We start from the raw sequence: 16,660 nt of genomic DNA on the forward strand, positions 1-16,660 counted from the left end.
CCGCTCAGGACTTGTTGCCCTCGGCCACGCGTTCTTTCATCAGGTGCGAGGGCCGGAAGGTCAGCACGCGGCGCGGCTGGATCGGCACCTCTTCGCCGGTCTTGGGATTTCGACCGATGCGCGCCGCCTTGTCCCGCACCGAGAAGGTGCCGAAGGACGAGATCTTCACCTGTTCGCCGCGCACCAGCGCGTCGGACATGTGCTGCAGCACGGATTCGACCAGTTCCGCGCTTTCATTGCGCGACAGGCCCACTTCGCGAAACACGGCTTCGCTCAGGTCCATCCGGGTCAAAGTCTTGTCACTCATAGTGGCAGCCTCCAAAGGTTGCGGCCAAGCATAGGGGGCAGGCGGATTCCGAGTCAAGCGCGCGGAGCGTCCTCTTGCCGTGCAAGGGCCGGATTTTGCCGGAGTTTTCGGGCTGGGTTGCGGGCTGGGTGGGCAGCCGGGTCTGGGATTGGGGCAGGGCGAGGCGCTGGCGCTTACCAGCGCAGCACCACCGCGCCCCATGCCAGACCGCCGCCGATGGCCTCGGTGACCACAACATCGCCGGTTTTGATCTTGCCTTCGGCCTTGCCGACCGACAGCGCCAGCGGGATCGAGGCGGCGGAGGTGTTGCCGTGATCCTGCACGGTGACCACCACTTGCTCCATCGGCAGGCCGAGCTTTTTCGCGGTGCCGTTGATGATGCGGATGTTGGCCTGATGCGGCACGACCCAATCCACCTCTTCCGAGCTGATCCCGGCCTTTTCCATCGCGGCGGTGGCGGTCTTGGCCAGCTTCTCGACCGCGTGGCGGAAGATTTCCTTGCCCTCCATCCGCAGGTAGCCGATCGACTGGGTGCTGACACCGCCGTCGACATACAGCAGATCGCGGAAGTTGCCGTCGGAATGCAGATCGACCGAGAGAACGCCGCGGTCGGCAGAGGTGCCCTCGCCCTCATCCGCTTCGAGCAGCAGCGCGCCCGCGCCGTCACCGAAGAGCACGCAGGTCGAGCGGTCGGTCCAGTCCATGATGCGCGAGAAGGTCTCGGCGCCGATCACCAGCACGCGCTTGGCGGTGCCCGCGACGATCAGCGCGTTGGCATTGGCCAGCGCATAGACGAAGCCCGCGCAGACCGCCTGCACGTCAAAGGCAAACCCGCCGGTCATGCCGATGCGCGCCTGCACCATGGTGGCGGCGGAGGGGAAGGTGAGATCGGGGGTCGAGGTGGCGACGATCAGCGCGTCGACCTCGGAGGCGTCGACGCCGGCATCTTTCAGCGCAGCGGCGGCGGCATGGGCGGCGAGGATCGAGGTGGTCTCGCCCTCGGCGGCAAAATGGCGGCGTTCGATGCCCGAGCGGGTGCGGATCCATTCATCGGAGGTGTCGAGGGTTTTCTCGAATTCCGAGTTGGGGACGATGCGCTCCGGCAGGTAATGCCCGACGCCCGCGACCTTTGCCCGTATGCTCATATGCCTGTTCCGCTCTTTTTTGTCTCTGTGGCTTCTGCCGGCTCTGTGGCCTCTGTGGGCTCTGCGCTTGCGGCAGAGGCGGCAACTCGTGCCGCCAGCCTGTCGCCAAAGCCCGACTGCGCGAGGTCATAGGCCAGTTCCACCGCTGCTGCCACCCCGGTGGCATCGGCGGCGCCATGGGATTTCACCACGGTTCCGTTCAGCCCGAGGAACACGCCGCCGTTCTTGCGGCGCGGATCGACGCGCGCCTGCAGCCGCTTGAGCGAGCTCAGCGCCAGCAGGGCCGCAAGCCGCGACAGCGGCGAATAGGTGAAGGCCTCACGCAGCAGCTTGTTGATCAGCGAGGCGGTGCCTTCGCCGGTCTTGAGCGCGATATTGCCGGTGAACCCGTCGGTGACGATGACATCGCAGCGCTTGCCGGGGATGTCTCCGCCTTCAACGAAGCCGACATAATCGAAGCTGCCCGCCTCGGCGTTCGCGGCGATCAGGTCATGCGCGGCTTTCAGCTCGGCGCGGCCTTTGTGCTCTTCGGTGCCGACGTTCAGCAGGCCAACACGCGGGCGCGTCAGCGACAGGCCGTTGCGGGCGTAGGACGCCCCCATCATCGCGTATTTCAGCAGATCGTCGGCGTCGGCGCGGATGTCCGCGCCCACGTCCAGCATCACGTTGAACCCCTGCGGGTTCAGCGAGGGCCAGAGCACGGCGATGGCAGGGCGGTTCACCCCGGGCAGCTTGCGCAGCCGGACCATCGACAGCAGCATCAGCGCGCCGGTGTTGCCGCAGGACACGGCAACGGTGGCCTCACGGTTGCGCACCGCGTCGAGCGTGGACCACATCGACGTGTCCTGCCCGTTGCGCATCACGTGGCTGGGTTTGTCTTCCATCGACACGACGCCGGAAGCGTCGCGGATCTCGACCTGGGCGGGCAAGCCTTTGTGCTTGTCCACCAGCGGGCGCAGTTCTGCCTCGGGTCCGTGCAAAAGGAAGCGGACATCGCGGTGCTTCCGCGCAAAGGCGGAAAGACCGGCAACAATAGTTGCCGGTCCGCGATCGCCACCCATGGCGTCGATGGAAAGGACCAGAGGCCCGCGCGCTTGACGGTTATCCGTTGCGGATGTCATGCGACGACCGGGCCTTTCAGCAAATTATGCCGCGTCTTCGTCCAGGTCGATCTCGTCGGCCATGGCGACGACCTCACGGTCGGCATAGTGGCCGCAGGAGGGGCAGACGTGGTGCGGGCGCTTCAGTTCGCCGCAGTTGCTGCACTCATTGGGGTTGGCCGCGACGAGCGCGTCATGGGCGCGACGGTTGTTGCGGCGCGATTTCGATACTTTGTTCTGTTGGACGGCCATGTCTCAACCTCGATTGTTCGCGTGTGGGGGCTATACGAGTGCCCGATAACGTTCGGGCGTGTCCGGCCTCATAGTCTTAACCCATGGCGGCTGGCAACCCGGAATTCCGATGAAGGCGCGAAAATAGGTATTTCTTGCAAAGACGCAAGAGAGTTTTCGCGCTTATCGCTCTTACTTCTCGTCTTTTTCGTCTTTTGAGAGCTGATCGCGCAGTCCGGCGAGCCCGGCAAACGGGTTCGGACGAGATTCGCGGTCCTGCTCCTCGGCCTCTGCGGCGTCGATGATTTGCGACGATTGCTCGGCGGCGGCCTCGGCCCCCTCGCTGCGGGGGTAGGGCGGCAGCGCGAGGCTGAGGGCCTCGGTCAGAATCGACGCAAGGTCGATCACGTCGGGCAGTTCGTCCTCTTCCTCCTCGGGCACTTCGATTTCCGAGCCGGGATCGGGCTCGGCGATCTGCGCGGCGGGACGGAAGACGCGGTTCAGCGGCTCGTCGATCCGCGTGGTCACCGGATCGAGTGTGACGACGCAGGGCTGCACCACGGTGGCCCCAAGCTCGGCGGTCAGCCGATAGGCCCCGCCCGCCTCGGGGCTGAGCCGTCCGGCAAGCCGCGCCTTGCGCAGACCCAGCAGACCCAGCTGCTCGGCCATGGCGGCGCGCTCGTCCGCGTCGGGGCGGAAATCGAATTCTGTGGGGGAGTCGCGGCGCATCGTCGAGACGCGCAGCCGCGCGGGGTTTCCGCCTCTGTCCATAGGCTGGGCTTTCCTTTGCTTGAAGCGCTTGGCTCGGTTGTGTAATGCGGGATAGAAGGCCCGCGAGGGCAAGGCAAGGGGCAGGACTGCGTCCATGGTATCACGGTTGAGATTCGCATTTCTGGCCGGAGCGGCTACGCTGGCACTGACCGCCTGTTCGGCGCAGTACCAGACCCACGGTTACGTGCCGCGCGAAGACGAATTGCAGCAGATCGTGCCCGGTATCGACACCCGCGCGACCGTAGAGGACGTGATCGGCGTTCCCACGGCCTCGGGCGTGCTGGATCAGGGCGGCTATTACTACATCGAGTCGGAAGTGCGCAGCTTTGCCTGGCACGAGCCCGAAGTGGTGGACCGGCAGGTGCTGGCGATCACCTTCGACGGGCAGGGCGTGGTGGACAATATCACCCGCTACGGGCTCGAGGATGGCAATGTCGTGCCGCTGACCCGGCGGATCACCCGCACCACCGATGGCGAACTGGGCTTCATCCGCAAGCTCTTCGGCAACATCGGCGGGCTTTCCCTCGGCGATTTCGACCAGCAGTGAGGCACGCGCCATGTCCTCCCGCCTGCACGACGCTGCACCGGGAGAGGGCGGCGTTCTTCTATCCCGCGGCGGCCTGAGGGTCCGCCTCGCGCAAGGCGCTGCCGATGTCGCGGCGGCGCAGCGGCTGCGCGGGCTGGCGTTCTTCGGCCCCGAGGGCGGGGCCGATGTGGACCCGCTCGACACGCGCTGCAGCCACGCGCTGATCGAGGATCGCGCCGGGCAGCTTCAGGCCTGTTTCCGCTATCTCTGGCTCGATACCAGCGCCGAGATCGGCACCAGCTATTCGGCGCAATACTACGATCTGCAGCGGCTCGCGGGCTACGGCGGGCCGATGATCGAACTGGGGCGCTTCTGCACAAGGCCCGGTCTGGTGGATCCCGATGTGCTGCGGCTGGCGTGGGGGGCGATCACCGCGCTCGTCGACCGGGGCGGCGCGCGGATGCTCTTTGGCTGCGCCAGTTTCGCAGGGACCGATCCGGCGCCCTATGCCGAGGCTTTCGGCTTTCTCGCGGCGCGCCATGCGGCCCCCGAGCGTTGGCGGATCGGTGCCAAGGCAGCGGAGCGGGTGGGTTTTTTGCCCGCCGAGGCGGAGGCGCGCGGAGTGATGCGGCTGATCCCGCCGCTGCTGCGCACCTATCTGGGCATGGGCGGCTGGGTGAGCGATCACGCGGTGGTGGACCGGCAGATGAACACGCTGCATGTGTTCACCGGGGTCGAGACCGCCGCCATCCCTCCGGCGCGGGCCAAGGCGCTGCGGGCGATCGCGGGGTAGGCGCTCTGCCGCCGGGCTGGAAAAGGCCCGCGCGGCTTTGGCCGGGGCCATGCTCCCGCAGCGCTGCACGCAATTTGCCAAAAGCGTAGACGAAAATCGCGGCTTCTTGAGGCTCGGGGCGGTGATCTGCACTTGAATGCTGTGCAACTGTCGCTGCCTGAGTTACTTTGGGAGACAATTGAGCCCGATATTTTCATTAATCGTTAATTTCAGATGAAAACCATTTCCGTTGTTTCGCCCTGTTACAACGAAGAAGACAATGTTGAGGTCTGCGCCAATACCGTGCGGCAGATTTTTGACGAGCACCTGCCGGACTATCGGCTGGAGCATGTCTTCGCCGACAACGGGTCGACCGATCAGACACCAGAGATCCTGAGGCGGATGGCAGCGGCCAATCCGGCGATCAAGGTCGTGTTCAATGCGCGGAATTTCGGGGTGTTCCGCTCGTCTTTCAATGCGCTCCGCTACGCGACCGGCGATGCGGTGATCGTTCTTTTGCCGGTCGATCTGCAGGATCCGCCGGAACTGATCCCGGAGTTCGTCAAACTTTGGGAAAGCGGCTATGACATCGCCGCCGGGGCCCGCAACGAGCGGGACGAGAGCCGCACGATGCGCGCCGCGCGCGGGATTTTTTATCGCATCGTGAACGCTTTGTCCGACGTCGAACTGGTGCCCTCGGTGGGAGAGTTTCAACTCATCGACCGCAAAGTGCTCGAGGCGGTGCTGCGCCACGACGATCAATATCCCTATATCCGGGGCATCATCGCCTCTTGCGGCTTTCGCCGGGTGATCGTGCCCTACTTCTGGCGCGCCCGCCGCCGCGGCGTTTCAAAGCACAATATCGGCATGCTGACGGATCAGGCGCTGAACGCAATCTTCGCCTTCACGCGGGCGCCGCTGCGGCTTTGCACGCTGCTGGGGCTGGTGATTGCGCTGGCCTCCATCCTTTTCTCGATTGCCTCCGTCGTCATCTATTTCGCCGCCCCCGATGCCGCGCCGCGCGGCATAACGACGGTGATCGTGGCGCTGTTCTTCCTGTCGGGCATCCAGATGCTGATGTTCGGCATGCTTGGCGAGTACATCACGGCGATCCACAGCCAAGTGCGGGGCGGGCCTTTGGTGGTGGAACGCGAACGGCTGAACGTCGAGGATGAGCCGCCGCCGACCGGACGCTCGCGGGGGCGCGGATGAGGCTGGCGGGCCGATGCGCGGCGCTGGCGGTCTTGGGGCTCTGGGCGAGCGCGGCGCCTGCCTTCGCAGCCGAGCTTGGCGCACGCGAGGCAAGGGTGCTGGGGTGGCTGGCGGCGGTCGCAGTGCTGGCCTTGGTGCTGGGCGGCGGCTTGGCCCTGCGCGGCTATCGCAGCTTTGGTCTGCTGGCGGGGCTGTTTTTGCTGGGCAGCGCGGGGCGGCTGATGCTGCTGCGCGGGGTGTGGTTTCCGTCGCTTGCGCTGAAGCCCCTGAGCATCCCTGTCCTGATCGCGCTGGTGGTCCTTGCCCTGCAAGTGGCGGTGACGCTGCATGTGCTCTGGCGCCACCGCATCGAGCTTCGCGCCGCGCTTGGCCGTGCCGGGACGCTGGTGCGGCTTTTGGGACTGCTTGGCGGGCTGGCGCTGCTGTCGGTCTCGCCCACCAGTTACGCCGCCAATGGCCAGCCTGCGGAGTATGTCGCGCAGATTCTGCGCGGCGGGGTGATGTCGGCGCTTCAGGTGGCGACGCTCGGCGCGCTTCTGCTGGTGCCCGGGCCGAGGCTGCTGCGGCTTCCGCGCGGCGCAGTGCCGCTGGCCGCAAGCGCGGTTGCGCTGATCGCCTCTGCGCTGCTGGCCCGCTATGCGTTTCAGAACATCCCGCATGTGGGCGATGATCTGTGCTATTTGTTTCAGGCCAAGACGCTCGCCAGCGGACATCTGACGGTGCCCGCGCCCCCCGAGGCGCTGCGCGAGGGGCTGAGCTACTACCTGCTCGATATCCAAGAGGGGCGCTGGTTCTGCACCACCGCGCCGGGATACCCGCTGCTGCTGGCGCTCGGCACGCTTGCAGGGGCGGCTTGGCTGGTCAATCCCATCCTCACGGCGCTGGCGGTGCTGATCGCCTATGACCTCGTGCGGCGGGCCAGCGGGCAGCGCGCGCTTGCGGCGCTTGTCGCGTGGCTCATGGCTTGCTCGCCATGGCTGTTGGCGACCGGCGCATCGCTGATGACCCAAAGCACCGCGCTTTGCATGGCTTTGCTGGGCTGGTGGTGTCTGGTCCGCGGCGGCGCGCTGCGTGAGGGGGCACGCGGGCAATTGTCACTGCCTTGGGCGGTGGCGGGCGGGCTGGCCATGGGCTGGGTGTTCACCACGCGCCAATACGACGGGCTGGTGGCGGGCGTCGTCACCGGCGCCGCGCTGCTGACCCTGCGGCCCTTGCCGTGGCGCGCGGTGTTTGGCTATTGCGCGGGCTGCCTGATCACCGGGTTGGTCTATTTCTCCTACAACTGGGCGATGACCGGCAATCCGCTGGTCGCGCCGCTGGCACGCTACCTTCAGACCGAATGGCCCACGACCCGCAACGCCTTTGGCTTTGGCCCGGACCTCGGGCCGCCCGCAGGCTCGTGGCAGCTGCTTGATTTTCGCGCGGGCCATTCGCTCTTTGAAGGCACGATCAACACGCTGCAGAACATGGCGTCGCTCAACCTCGAGGCGCTGGGATGGGCGACGGGATCGGCGCTTGCGGTGCTGTTGCTGCTGTTCCGGCGCTGGTCACGGCCCGGCGCTGCCGCGTGGTTTTTGTTCGCGCTTTTCGCGGTGACGGTGGGCGGGCTGGTGTTCTACTGGTTCGCGGGCAGTTTCTACATCGGTCCGCGCTACTGGACGATCGCCAGCCTGCCGGTGTTTTACGCCGCCGCCGCCGGACTGTTGGCGCTGAAGGACCGGCTGCCTGCCGCCGCGCAGGCGCGGCTCTGGGCGGTTGTCGCCTTGCTCTGCATCAGCGGGCTTTGCGTGTTCACCGCGTGGCGCGGGGCGGTGAAATACTACCAGTTCCGCGGCAATTACGCGGGGCTGAGGCTGGAGGATTTCGGCACGGATCTGGTGTTTGTCTCGACCGAGGGCGATGTGCAATCGGCGCTGGTTCTCAATGATCCGTTCCTGCCGCCCGACAAGCCGATCTTTCTGCGCGCGCTGGGGCCGGAGGCGGATGCCGCTGCTGCCGCCCTCTATCCCGAGCGCGGCACGTCGCATGTGCGTCTGGGCCCGAAGGGCTGGGTCAGCGAGGGGCAGGGCGGCGCCACGGAAAGCAGCCAGTGAGCACCCGGCCAATGGCGAGATAAGACAGCACCGCGGCGACCGGCAGAAACAGCGCCTGCGCAAGCGCCGGGCCCAGCCCAAGATACATCAGAGCGGCCAGCGCCCCGGCATTCATGCCGTAGATGGCCAGATAGGCGGCCAGATAGCCCGGCAGCCGCTGGAAACCGCGCACCGCAAAGACAAGCCGGGCATGGGTTTGATAGTTCCAAAGCACACCAAGCACGAAGGCCAGCGCCAAGGCCAGTTGCGGCGGGAGGCCCAGCATGACCAGCAGGGCGAAGACGACATAGCCAAACAGCGTATTGAGCAGACCCACCGCTAGGAACTTTAAGAAGCGAAGGGTCTCTGGCGTGTTCAGCGCCGCCGACAAGCGCCTCACAGAACCCCCTCGGCCCGCAGAACCGCGGCAACCGCCTCGGGCCAGCTGAGCCTTGGTCGAAAGCCAAGCGCGGCGCGCAGCCGCGTGACATCGGCGGCAAGAAGATCGGGATCGCCCGCAGCGCGCGGGCGTGCGCCAAGCAGGACGCGGTTCTCGGCGTGCAATTGCCGCGCCAACTCGCCGATCAGCTGCCGCACTTCCACCGGATCGCCATGGCCGACGTTGACGGCTCCGGTCAGGTCTTCGGCATCGCACAGCAGCGCCAGCGCCCGCCCAAGATCGTCCACGTGCAGAAAATCGCGCCTCTGGCGACCATCGGTACAGGCCACCGTCTCGCCCGCGGCAAGCCCCTGTATCAGGTCGCCGAACAGCCGTCCCCTTGGCTCGCCGGGTCCGAAGACAAAGAACACCCGCGCCCATGCAAGCGACAGCCCGAGCGCCGGTGCGGCCCCGCAAAGCGCGAGACCAGTGGCTGCCTTGGCGGCCCCATAGGCGGTTGCCGGGCGCAGGGGGGTCGCCTCGCTGAATGTGCCCGCGCTCCAGTCATATTCAGCGCAGCTGCCCGCCGCGACCACCCGGCGGCCGCCACTGGCGGCGAAGTCCTGAACGAGGCCGAGCGAGTGACGCACCCAGTCCAGATTTTCCGCGCCGTGCCAGCGCGCCGGGCCGGTGAGCCAAGCCAGATGCAGCAGCGCGTCGGCCTTTGCATGCGCCACGGCGTGCTTGCGGGCGGCCGGGTCGGTCAGATCGCAGGCGATGGGGGTTGCGCCGGGCAGGGCGCTGCCGCGCCGCGACATCGCCCAGATCTGATGGCCCTGCGCGGCAAGCGCGGCCACTGCCGCCCGCCCGATGAGCCCGGTGGCGCCGGTGACGAGCACCCGCGCCATCAGCCGAAGGCGATCCGCGGCACTGCAGTGACAAAGCGCGTGCCCCTCTCGGCAAGTGCGGCCTCTTGCCGGGTCACCTCGTCGCGGATGTTCCAGGGCAGGATCAGCAGATCGTCGGGTCGGCAGCTTTGCAGCATCTCGGGCGGGTGCACCGGAATGCGGCTGCCGGGCAGAAGGGTGCTTTGCTTGGCGGGGTTGCGATCGACGCAATAGGCGATCAGGTCCGGCCCGATGCCAGCGTAATTCAGCAGCGTGTTGCCCTTGGCGGCGGCACCATAGGCGGCGACCCGGCGGCCTTCGGATTTGGCCGCCTGCAGATAGGCGAGGAGCCCATCGCGCAGGTCTTCGCAGCGCGGCGCAAAGCCCTGATATCCGGCGGCCTCGTCCAGCTTTGCCGCGCTTTCCTGCGCGCGCACTTTTGCAAGACCCGGACCTTCGGGGTGGTTCGCCTCGCTCCGGCAGGCAAAGACCCGAAGCGAGCCGCCATGCGTCGGGATCTGCTCGACGTCGAAGACACGCAGGCCGTGCCGGGCGAAAAGGATCTCCACCGCGAGCAGCGACAGATAGGAATAATGCTCGTGATAGATCGTGTCGAATTGGACCTTCTCGATGAGGTTCAGCAGATGCGGAAACTCCACCGTGTAGATCGCGTTTGCCTCGAGCAGCACCGCCACGCCTGCCACGAAATCGTTGATGTCGGGCACATGGGCCAGCACATTCGCCGAGCAGATGAGATCCGGGCGCTGCCCTTCGGATTTGAGCCATCGGGCCAAAGCTTCGCCGAAGAAATCCACCTCGGTCGGCACGCCGCGGGCGATGGCGGCCTCGGCCACCCCGGCAGAAGGCTCGACGCCAAGCACCGGGATGCCGCGCTCGACGAAATATTGCAGCAGATAGCCATCGTTCGAGGCGATCTCGATCACCAGACTGCGCGGCCCGAGGTCAAGCCGGTCGGTCATCGCCTCGGCGTAGCGGCGACAATGGGCCAACCAGCTCTCTGAGAAAGACGAGAAATAGGCGTAATCGGCAGAGAAAATCTGCTCGGCGGGCACCGCGTCTTCGACCTGCGCCAGCCAGCAGCTTTGACACACGCGGGCGTGCAGCGGGTAGCGCGCATCCTGAGTGGTGGTCTGGTCCAGCGGCACATAGGAGTTTGCCAGCGGCGACAAGCCAAGGTCCACAAGGGTGAGCGTCAGGGGGGCGCCGCAGGCGCGGCAGGGGGGATGGTCGGTCAACACGGCGTCTCCGTCTGGGCACATCGGCGGGCCTCGTAGCTGGCGATCTGGGCGCGGCACAGCGCCGCGGCGGGGGTGCCGCGGTGCAGCTCGCCATACCAATCGGCGGTCATCGCGACGGTCTCGGTGAAGCCAAGCGCCGGGGTCCATCCCAGCGCGGTCCGCGCCTTTGTGGCATCGATCCGCAGCAGATGGGCCTCGTGCAGATCGGCGGCAGCGGGATCGATCTCGATCCGGCCCTGACCCAAGCCGGCAACCACCGCCCGCGCCACATCTATCACCGGGCGCTCGTCGTCGCGGCTTGGGCCGAAATTCCATCCCTGATCCACTGGCGCGCCGTCAAGCAGCGCCCCCGCGAGGCGCATGTATCCGTCCAGCGCCTCGAGCACATGCTGCCATGGCCGGATGGCATTGGGCTGCCGCAGAACCACACATCCGGTGCTCCCAAGACAGCCGCGCACGATGTCGGGCACCAGCCGGTCCTCGGCCCAGTCGCCGCCGCCGATCACATTGCCCGCGCGGGCGCAGGCGATGCGCGCGGGATGGGGCGCGCCGGGCCCGTAGAAATACGAGCGGCGCATGGCCGCTGCGGCGATCTCGGTCGCGCCTTTCGAGGCAGAGTAGGGATCATGCCCGCCCATCGGATCGGTTTCCCGGTATCCCCAGATCTGGCCGCTGTTCTCGTAGACCTTGTCGGAGGTCACCACCACTGCCGCGCGAAAGGAGGGCGCGGCGCGCAGCGCATCCAGCAATTGCACCGTTCCAAGTACGTTCGAGGCAAATGTCGTCACCGGCTCGCGGTAGGACCGCCGCACCAGCGCTTGCGCCGCAAGGTGAAACACCACTTCGGGATCGCAATCGGCGATGGCGGCATCAAGCGCCGCCCGGTCGTTCAGATCGGCCTCTACCGAGCGGATGCGGCCATCGTCCAGCATTCGCCAGAGGCTTTCGCCCGGTTCGGCGGGCAGCGCATAGCCGGTGACCTTCGCGCCGTGCTCGGCCAGCCAAGCGGCGAGCCATGCGCCCTTGAACCCGGTGTGCCCGGTCACCAGCGCACGGCGTCCGGCCAGTCGCTGCGCCGCTACCATACTTTCCATGGGGCCCTGCCGCTCGACCAATGCTCCTCGAGTTCCTGACGCTCGCGCACCGTGTCCATTGGCTGCCAGAAGCCCCGATGTTCAAAGGCCTGCAACTCGCCGTCAGAGGCGAGGCTGATCAGGGGCTCGCGCTCCCAAACGGTTGCGTCATCTTCCAGATAACAGCCGACGTCCGGCGACAGCACAAAGAACCCGCCGTTGATCAGCCCGCCTTCGCCCAAGGGCTTTTCTGAAAAAGAGGTGACCTCGTCGCCATTGAGCTCCAGCCGACCAAAGCGGCGCGGGGGCGGCACCGCGGCGACGGTGGCAAGCCGCCCATGGCTGCGGTGGAATGCAAGCTCGGCGGTCAGGTCGATGTCTGCGACGCCATCGCCATAGGTCAGGCAGAAGGCTTCATCGTCCTCGACCAGATGCAGCACCCGCTTCAACCGCCCGCCGGTCATCGCGGTCTGGCCGGTGTCGATCATATGGATCACCCATGGCTCTGACTGGTTGCGTGTGATCCGCAGATTTCCGGTCGAGAGGTCAATGGTGGCATCTGAGGAATGCAGAAAGTAATTGGCGAAATATTCTTTGATCACATAGCCCCGATAGCCAAGGCACACGATAAATTCGTTGATCCCATGGGCGCTGTATATCTTCATGATGTGCCACAGGATCGGGTAGCCGCCGATGTCGACCATGGGCTTTGGGATCCGCACGGTCTCTTCTGCAAGACGGGTGCCAAGGCCGCCCGCAAGGATCACACATTTCACGTCGATCCCTCCGTGGCTTCGGTGGGATTGGCGGCGGCGTGGCGGCGAGCTTGGACTGGCGTCACGCGGTGTGCCGGGCCAAGGTCACGCGGTCCGCGATGTGCTGTCATTCAATGATCCTCCTGTCGGCAGGGCCGTATGGGGCCTCGCGCAACCTCGATGACGTACAAATTGGGCTGGCACGGGGGCGCGGGTGAAATCAGCGATGACGTGCCGGTCGGAACCGCAGCTATTGGGCGCTGCGGGGGGAAATGAATTTGGCTTCGAAAAGGCAGTAGACGAAGGCGACACTGCTGTAGATGTAGTAAATCTGATGAAACGATACCGCAAAGATGGCAAAGGCAAAGCCACCATTTGCCTTCATGAAACGGTAGAGAGATGCGTTCGCGAGGATGCACAGAATGAAGATCGCGCAGACGGCGGGCCAGGCCGCAGGATAGAACGGCAGCATCAGAAGGCCGAGCAGCAGCAGCAGGGCAAGGCCCGCCCGGAAACGCTCGGCCACGCTGATGTTCAGATCGTCGCTGAGACCTTCGCGCGTGATCAACAGCCGCGACCATGGAAGCGCGCGCATGAAGATGTCGGTCCGCAGCACGCTGGAAAATGTCCAGACTTTGAGGTGTTTGCCCAGCAGATCCGGCAACAGCAGTATGCGCCCGCCGTTATGCCGCAGCCGATAGCCCAGATCGATGTCCTCGATGGAGGGCTGGGTGAATGTCTCGACGTCGAAGCCGCCGATCTCCAGAAAGGCCGATTTGCGTACCGCGCCGCAGCCTGCCCAGAAGGTTGACGCCTCGCTCGGGGCGCGCTGATGGTAATAGCGGTGCACCAGATTTTTGTACTGGCTGATCCACGATGTCCCCCGAGGCGCATCGTCGTAAGAGCCAAAAACCGCCACCACGTCGGGCGATGTGAAAGCCTTGCGGATCAAGGCTGGTCCGGCGGGATCGGCTATCACGTCGGAATCCACGAACCACAGGATCTCGCCATCCGCATGTCGGGCAGCAAGATTGCGCGCGGCACCGGGGCCGCCGTTGCGCTCGGCGATGATGACCTCAGCACCAAGTTCGCGCGCACGCGCTGCGGTGGTGTCGGTCGATCTGTCGTCGATGACCAAGATCTGGTCGATCTCGCCTGCCTCGTGCATCTGCAGCAGCGGCGTCAGCACATCCGCCATCAGCTCGGCCGCATTATAGGCGGGCATCACCACGGTAATCTTGGCCCTTGCGGAATGTTCAGCTTTGCTCATGCAGGTTGATCGCACTCTATTCGCTTGGGATTGAGGTCTTTGGCTTCACGAAGCGCGCCGCCGTCGAGGACTGGATCGCTGGTCTGACCGCGACGAGCAGAACCGCCGCCATCGGCAGCAGGAAGAGAACCCGCGCCCCATAGCGCGCGGCGGGCTGCGACACGGCTCCGCAGACGAAGGCGTTGGCGATGATCCCCACGAGGAGGAAGAGGGCCCAGCACCGCAGTTGCAGCGGAAGCCCGGATCGCGGCCAGAGGACCAGCGAAAGGATCAGCACGGTCGAGACGGCATAGGCGGCGGCGTGAAGCGTGTTTGTCTGATCCATCCACGGCTGGCGCGTGGAAAGCCGCGCGTCGTCGAAATGCGGCGGCAGATCGAAGGCGCTTCTGCGGATTGCGCTAAGTTCGCGGGGCTCGGTGATCGTTGTGCCCGCTGAATATTTGCGAAGCTGGATCAGCGTATTTCTGGTGACCGCGGCAAACACGCTGAGCGGCTTTGAGGTGAAGACGTTTTTGGCAAAATCGACCTGCTCGGCCATGATTTGCCGTTGCGTCTCTTTCGGGAGCAGCGCCAAGGATCCAAGGTCGGGCTGTTTCTCAAAGAGAATGTTGTATGGCGTCACCCGCTGCGGCTCGTTGAGCATCGGCAAGAGCGCACAGCTGGCGACCTCGGGGTTGGGGCAGGTGGCGTGCAAATACTCCAGACCGGGGCCATCGACGATCAGCCGTGCCGTCAGAAAGGGCGTATAGACCACGTCCGAGTGGACCACGGTTTTGACGGCGGTGCGGACCGCCATATGTTCGGCCAGCCCGGCCAGAGGGATCCCCACCACCATCACCGCCGCCAGCAACTTCCGCGGCCTGCGAAAGAGCACGATCCCCAGAAGCGCGGGCGGGACGAGGACCAATGCGATGGCCAGATGCGACGGATGGGTCATCACCGCCACAGCCGCGAGCACAAAAAGCGCCGCGCGCTCCCATGGCAGCATGTCGGCGATGAAGGCCACGAAGCCCGCCACGACAAGCAGCAGGATCGGCGCGAAGATGTCGGGCATCAGAAAGGCCACATAGAAAGGCGCCGATCCCATCGCGGCGCCGGCCGCGGCAAGGGCCGTCAGCGCTGGCGGTGACATGCTCAGATCGTAGCGGCGCACGATGGTTCGGACCGAGATCAGGATCGTCAAAATCAGGGCGCAGGCCTGCAGGATGGGCACCATGCGAAGATCGGCGAAGGTGAGCGCGGAGGCCAGAAACACCGCATAGAAAAGCGAGCGGCTGCCAGAGGTCGTGCGGTCGTCGTCAGCACCGGCGTTGCCCTTTGCCGCGCCCTTTGCAGCGGCTTTCGGGTCTGCTGTTCCGCTTTCGTCGGCGGCCTTCTGCTTGGGCGCAAGCCCCAGCGTCTGAAGCGTGTTTTCCCCGCGCGTAAGGTAGAGGCCGGTGTCGAAATAGGCCGTGGGCGTGCGGTTTATGATCGTTACGGACAGGCAAATCGCGAGGGCGATGACGAGCCAGACCAGTGTCGCCAAAGGCGAGCGGGACCGGAGCGGACCTGTGTGAGCAAAGCGGTTGGTCATTTTCCGGGTCCTTCTTCCGAAGATACCTCGATGCCCGGCCCTGCGCCTGTCGCCAGCGCGGTCGGGAGTTGTGCGGATTTCTGCCCATCCTCTCGGCTGGCGATCAGCTTGATCGAGAGCGAAGAGGCGAGGGCGATGATGGCGAGGAAAAGCAAAGACACCCATGGCCAGCCAAGCAGGTTGCGCGGCAAGCTCATGGGCAAGGCCCGACTGCTCGCCGAGGCGGCAGAAGCGGGGTTTCGGCGCAGGCTTCGGGTGCATAGCAGGGCGCCGGTAAAGGCGAGCATCGTGCCCATCAGGCCGAAGGCGAACCAGATCACCTGCACGGCGCGCCCGCCCCAATGGCCCGAATGCAGCAGGTCGACCGCTTCGGTGATCCGCCGCGCGGCGGAGAGGTCTTCTGCGCGATAGCGTCCGAGCACATCGAGAGTGACCGGATCGACAGTGACCCTATTGGCAACATCGCCGACCATCGCGGCGCTCGCCTGGCCGTCGAATTTGATCCCGTCGCCGCGCCACGTCGGAAGCGAAATCTGGTGGATTGCCAACTCGGGAAAGCTGGTCAGGGCGACCGATACCGCCCGGTCGAGTTGCGCGCCATCGAACCCTTCGGGCAGGGCGGCGGCTCTCTCGGCAGCGGGCTCGGCTGCGGGCAGGCGACCCCAGAGGTTGAGCGGATCGGCGAGAAGGTAATAGGCCCCGGTCAGCGTGATTGCGATCAGAAAGGGCAGGGACGTGATGGCGAGGATGCGGTGCAGGGCGCGCCAAAGCGCGCGTCGGCTTCCTTTGAGCGAGAGCTTTGGGAACCAATTTCCCGAAAACCATCTGTTGCTTGCCAGACCGGTGAAAATCGACACGGCCAGCACCACCGAAAGGCCGGTGACCAGATAGGCCCCGAAGGTGTTGTAGATGAACAGATGGCTGTGCAGATCGTGCAGCAGGCGGCGCGGGCCCATGGTTGGTGTGGTTCCCGCGGCATCGCCGGTTGCCGGATCGATCCAGAGATGCTGGGTTCCGCCGTCTGGGGTTTTTATTACCACCTGATCGGCGCGCCCGGCTTTGGTGACGCGCCGGATCGACACGATCTGGGTATTCGGCGCGCTGGCCTTGGCGGCGTCATAGACCTGTCCAAAGCTCACCAGTGCGGCGGGGGCGCTATTGGCCCGCGTCTGCGGGTAGACCGCTTTGTCCGCTTGATCTCCGAAGACGAGAAGCGTGCCGCTGAGGAAGACAGCCCAAAGCAGCAAGGAAAAGACGAGGCCCAACCAAGCGTGCAGCCGGAACGCGCTTATGCTCGCCATTGGGCCCTTCATCATTCCACAGTCTCT

17 protein-coding genes are annotated in these 16,660 nt (G+C 65.5%); 4 read left to right on the forward strand and 13 right to left on the reverse strand.

The annotated features are described in order from the left end of the window. Nucleotides 1-4: 4 nt before the first annotated feature. From ihfA to G0A00_RS09725, 5 genes are all read right to left on the reverse strand, one after another. On the reverse strand, nucleotides 5-508 hold the full coding sequence (gene ihfA, locus G0A00_RS26720) for an integration host factor subunit alpha (RefSeq protein ID WP_255455340.1): 504 nt from the start codon (nucleotides 506-508) through the stop codon (nucleotides 5-7). Then, nucleotides 481-1,452 (reverse strand): beta-ketoacyl-ACP synthase III, encoded by a 972-nt coding sequence (locus tag G0A00_RS09710; protein ID WP_164181900.1) that lies wholly within the window; start codon nucleotides 1,450-1,452, stop codon nucleotides 481-483. Before G0A00_RS09710 ends, ihfA begins: the two co-directional genes overlap by 28 nt. Further along, on the reverse strand, nucleotides 1,449-2,573 hold the full coding sequence (plsX, locus tag G0A00_RS09715) for a phosphate acyltransferase PlsX (RefSeq protein ID WP_164181902.1): 1,125 nt from the start codon (nucleotides 2,571-2,573) through the stop codon (nucleotides 1,449-1,451). Before plsX ends, G0A00_RS09710 begins: the two co-directional genes overlap by 4 nt. Before the next feature lie 24 nt (nucleotides 2,574-2,597). Beyond that, nucleotides 2,598-2,804, reverse strand: a complete 207-nt coding sequence (rpmF, locus tag G0A00_RS09720) for a 50S ribosomal protein L32 (RefSeq protein ID WP_066106415.1) — start codon at nucleotides 2,802-2,804, stop codon at nucleotides 2,598-2,600. A 171-nt stretch (nucleotides 2,805-2,975) separates the two neighbouring features. Beyond that, nucleotides 2,976-3,554 carry a DUF177 domain-containing protein gene (locus G0A00_RS09725; RefSeq protein WP_066106418.1) on the reverse strand — a complete coding sequence of 193 codons (579 nt, stop codon included), beginning with the start codon at nucleotides 3,552-3,554 and terminating at the stop codon, nucleotides 2,976-2,978. Nucleotides 3,555-3,648: 94 nt separating this feature from the next. Here G0A00_RS09725 and G0A00_RS09730 point away from each other — a divergent pair, with 94 nt between their 5' ends. The 4 genes from G0A00_RS09730 to G0A00_RS09745 all read left to right on the forward strand — a co-directional run bounded on the left by G0A00_RS09730 (nucleotide 3,649) and on the right by G0A00_RS09745 (nucleotide 8,157). Next, nucleotides 3,649-4,101 (forward strand): outer membrane protein assembly factor BamE, encoded by a 453-nt coding sequence (locus G0A00_RS09730; RefSeq protein ID WP_164181904.1) that lies wholly within the window; start codon nucleotides 3,649-3,651, stop codon nucleotides 4,099-4,101. Nucleotides 4,102-4,111: 10 nt separating this feature from the next. After that, complete coding sequence (locus G0A00_RS09735) at nucleotides 4,112-4,873, forward strand: GNAT family N-acetyltransferase (protein ID WP_164181906.1); 762 nt, start codon at nucleotides 4,112-4,114, stop codon at nucleotides 4,871-4,873. 213 nt (nucleotides 4,874-5,086) lie between these two features. After that, the gene (locus G0A00_RS09740; RefSeq protein ID WP_164181908.1) at nucleotides 5,087-6,064 is read left to right on the forward strand and encodes a glycosyltransferase family 2 protein; all 978 of its coding nucleotides are present in this window, start codon (nucleotides 5,087-5,089) and stop codon (nucleotides 6,062-6,064) included. Then, complete coding sequence (locus tag G0A00_RS09745) at nucleotides 6,061-8,157, forward strand: hypothetical protein (protein WP_164181910.1); 2,097 nt, start codon at nucleotides 6,061-6,063, stop codon at nucleotides 8,155-8,157. The genes G0A00_RS09740 and G0A00_RS09745 overlap by 4 nt, the downstream gene beginning before the upstream one ends. Here the strand turns inward: G0A00_RS09745 and G0A00_RS09750 are convergent. The 8 genes from G0A00_RS09750 to G0A00_RS09785 form a co-directional block, all read right to left on the reverse strand. Beyond that, the gene (locus tag G0A00_RS09750) at nucleotides 8,117-8,536 is read right to left on the reverse strand and encodes a GtrA family protein (RefSeq protein ID WP_164181912.1); all 420 of its coding nucleotides are present in this window, start codon (nucleotides 8,534-8,536) and stop codon (nucleotides 8,117-8,119) included. The genes G0A00_RS09745 and G0A00_RS09750 overlap by 41 nt on opposite strands. After that, complete coding sequence (locus G0A00_RS09755) at nucleotides 8,533-9,423, reverse strand: NAD(P)-dependent oxidoreductase (RefSeq protein WP_164181913.1); 891 nt, start codon at nucleotides 9,421-9,423, stop codon at nucleotides 8,533-8,535. Before G0A00_RS09755 ends, G0A00_RS09750 begins: the two co-directional genes overlap by 4 nt. After that, on the reverse strand, nucleotides 9,423-10,658 hold the full coding sequence (locus tag G0A00_RS09760) for a class I SAM-dependent methyltransferase (protein ID WP_235953062.1): 1,236 nt from the start codon (nucleotides 10,656-10,658) through the stop codon (nucleotides 9,423-9,425). Before G0A00_RS09760 ends, G0A00_RS09755 begins: the two co-directional genes overlap by 1 nt. Beyond that, nucleotides 10,655-11,755 (reverse strand): CDP-glucose 4,6-dehydratase, encoded by a 1,101-nt coding sequence (rfbG, locus tag G0A00_RS09765; protein ID WP_203595328.1) that lies wholly within the window; start codon nucleotides 11,753-11,755, stop codon nucleotides 10,655-10,657. Before rfbG ends, G0A00_RS09760 begins: the two co-directional genes overlap by 4 nt. Beyond that, entirely contained in the window at nucleotides 11,740-12,510 is a 771-nt protein-coding gene (gene rfbF / locus G0A00_RS09770; RefSeq protein ID WP_164181915.1) for a glucose-1-phosphate cytidylyltransferase, read from the reverse strand. Before rfbF ends, rfbG begins: the two co-directional genes overlap by 16 nt. Before the next feature lie 229 nt (nucleotides 12,511-12,739). After that, nucleotides 12,740-13,717 (reverse strand): glycosyltransferase, encoded by a 978-nt coding sequence (locus G0A00_RS09775; RefSeq protein ID WP_164214201.1) that lies wholly within the window; start codon nucleotides 13,715-13,717, stop codon nucleotides 12,740-12,742. 58 nt (nucleotides 13,718-13,775) lie between these two features. Then, nucleotides 13,776-15,332 carry a hypothetical protein gene (locus G0A00_RS09780; RefSeq protein WP_164181917.1) on the reverse strand — a complete coding sequence of 519 codons (1,557 nt, stop codon included), beginning with the start codon at nucleotides 15,330-15,332 and terminating at the stop codon, nucleotides 13,776-13,778. Further along, nucleotides 15,329-16,633, reverse strand: a complete 1,305-nt coding sequence (locus tag G0A00_RS09785) for a PepSY domain-containing protein (protein ID WP_164181918.1) — start codon at nucleotides 16,631-16,633, stop codon at nucleotides 15,329-15,331. The genes G0A00_RS09780 and G0A00_RS09785 overlap by 4 nt, the downstream gene beginning before the upstream one ends. Nucleotides 16,634-16,660 lie beyond the last annotated feature (27 nt).

This window comes from Salipiger sp. PrR002, from assembly GCF_010500775.1.
Taxonomy (GTDB): Bacteria; Pseudomonadota; Alphaproteobacteria; order Rhodobacterales; family Rhodobacteraceae; genus Salipiger.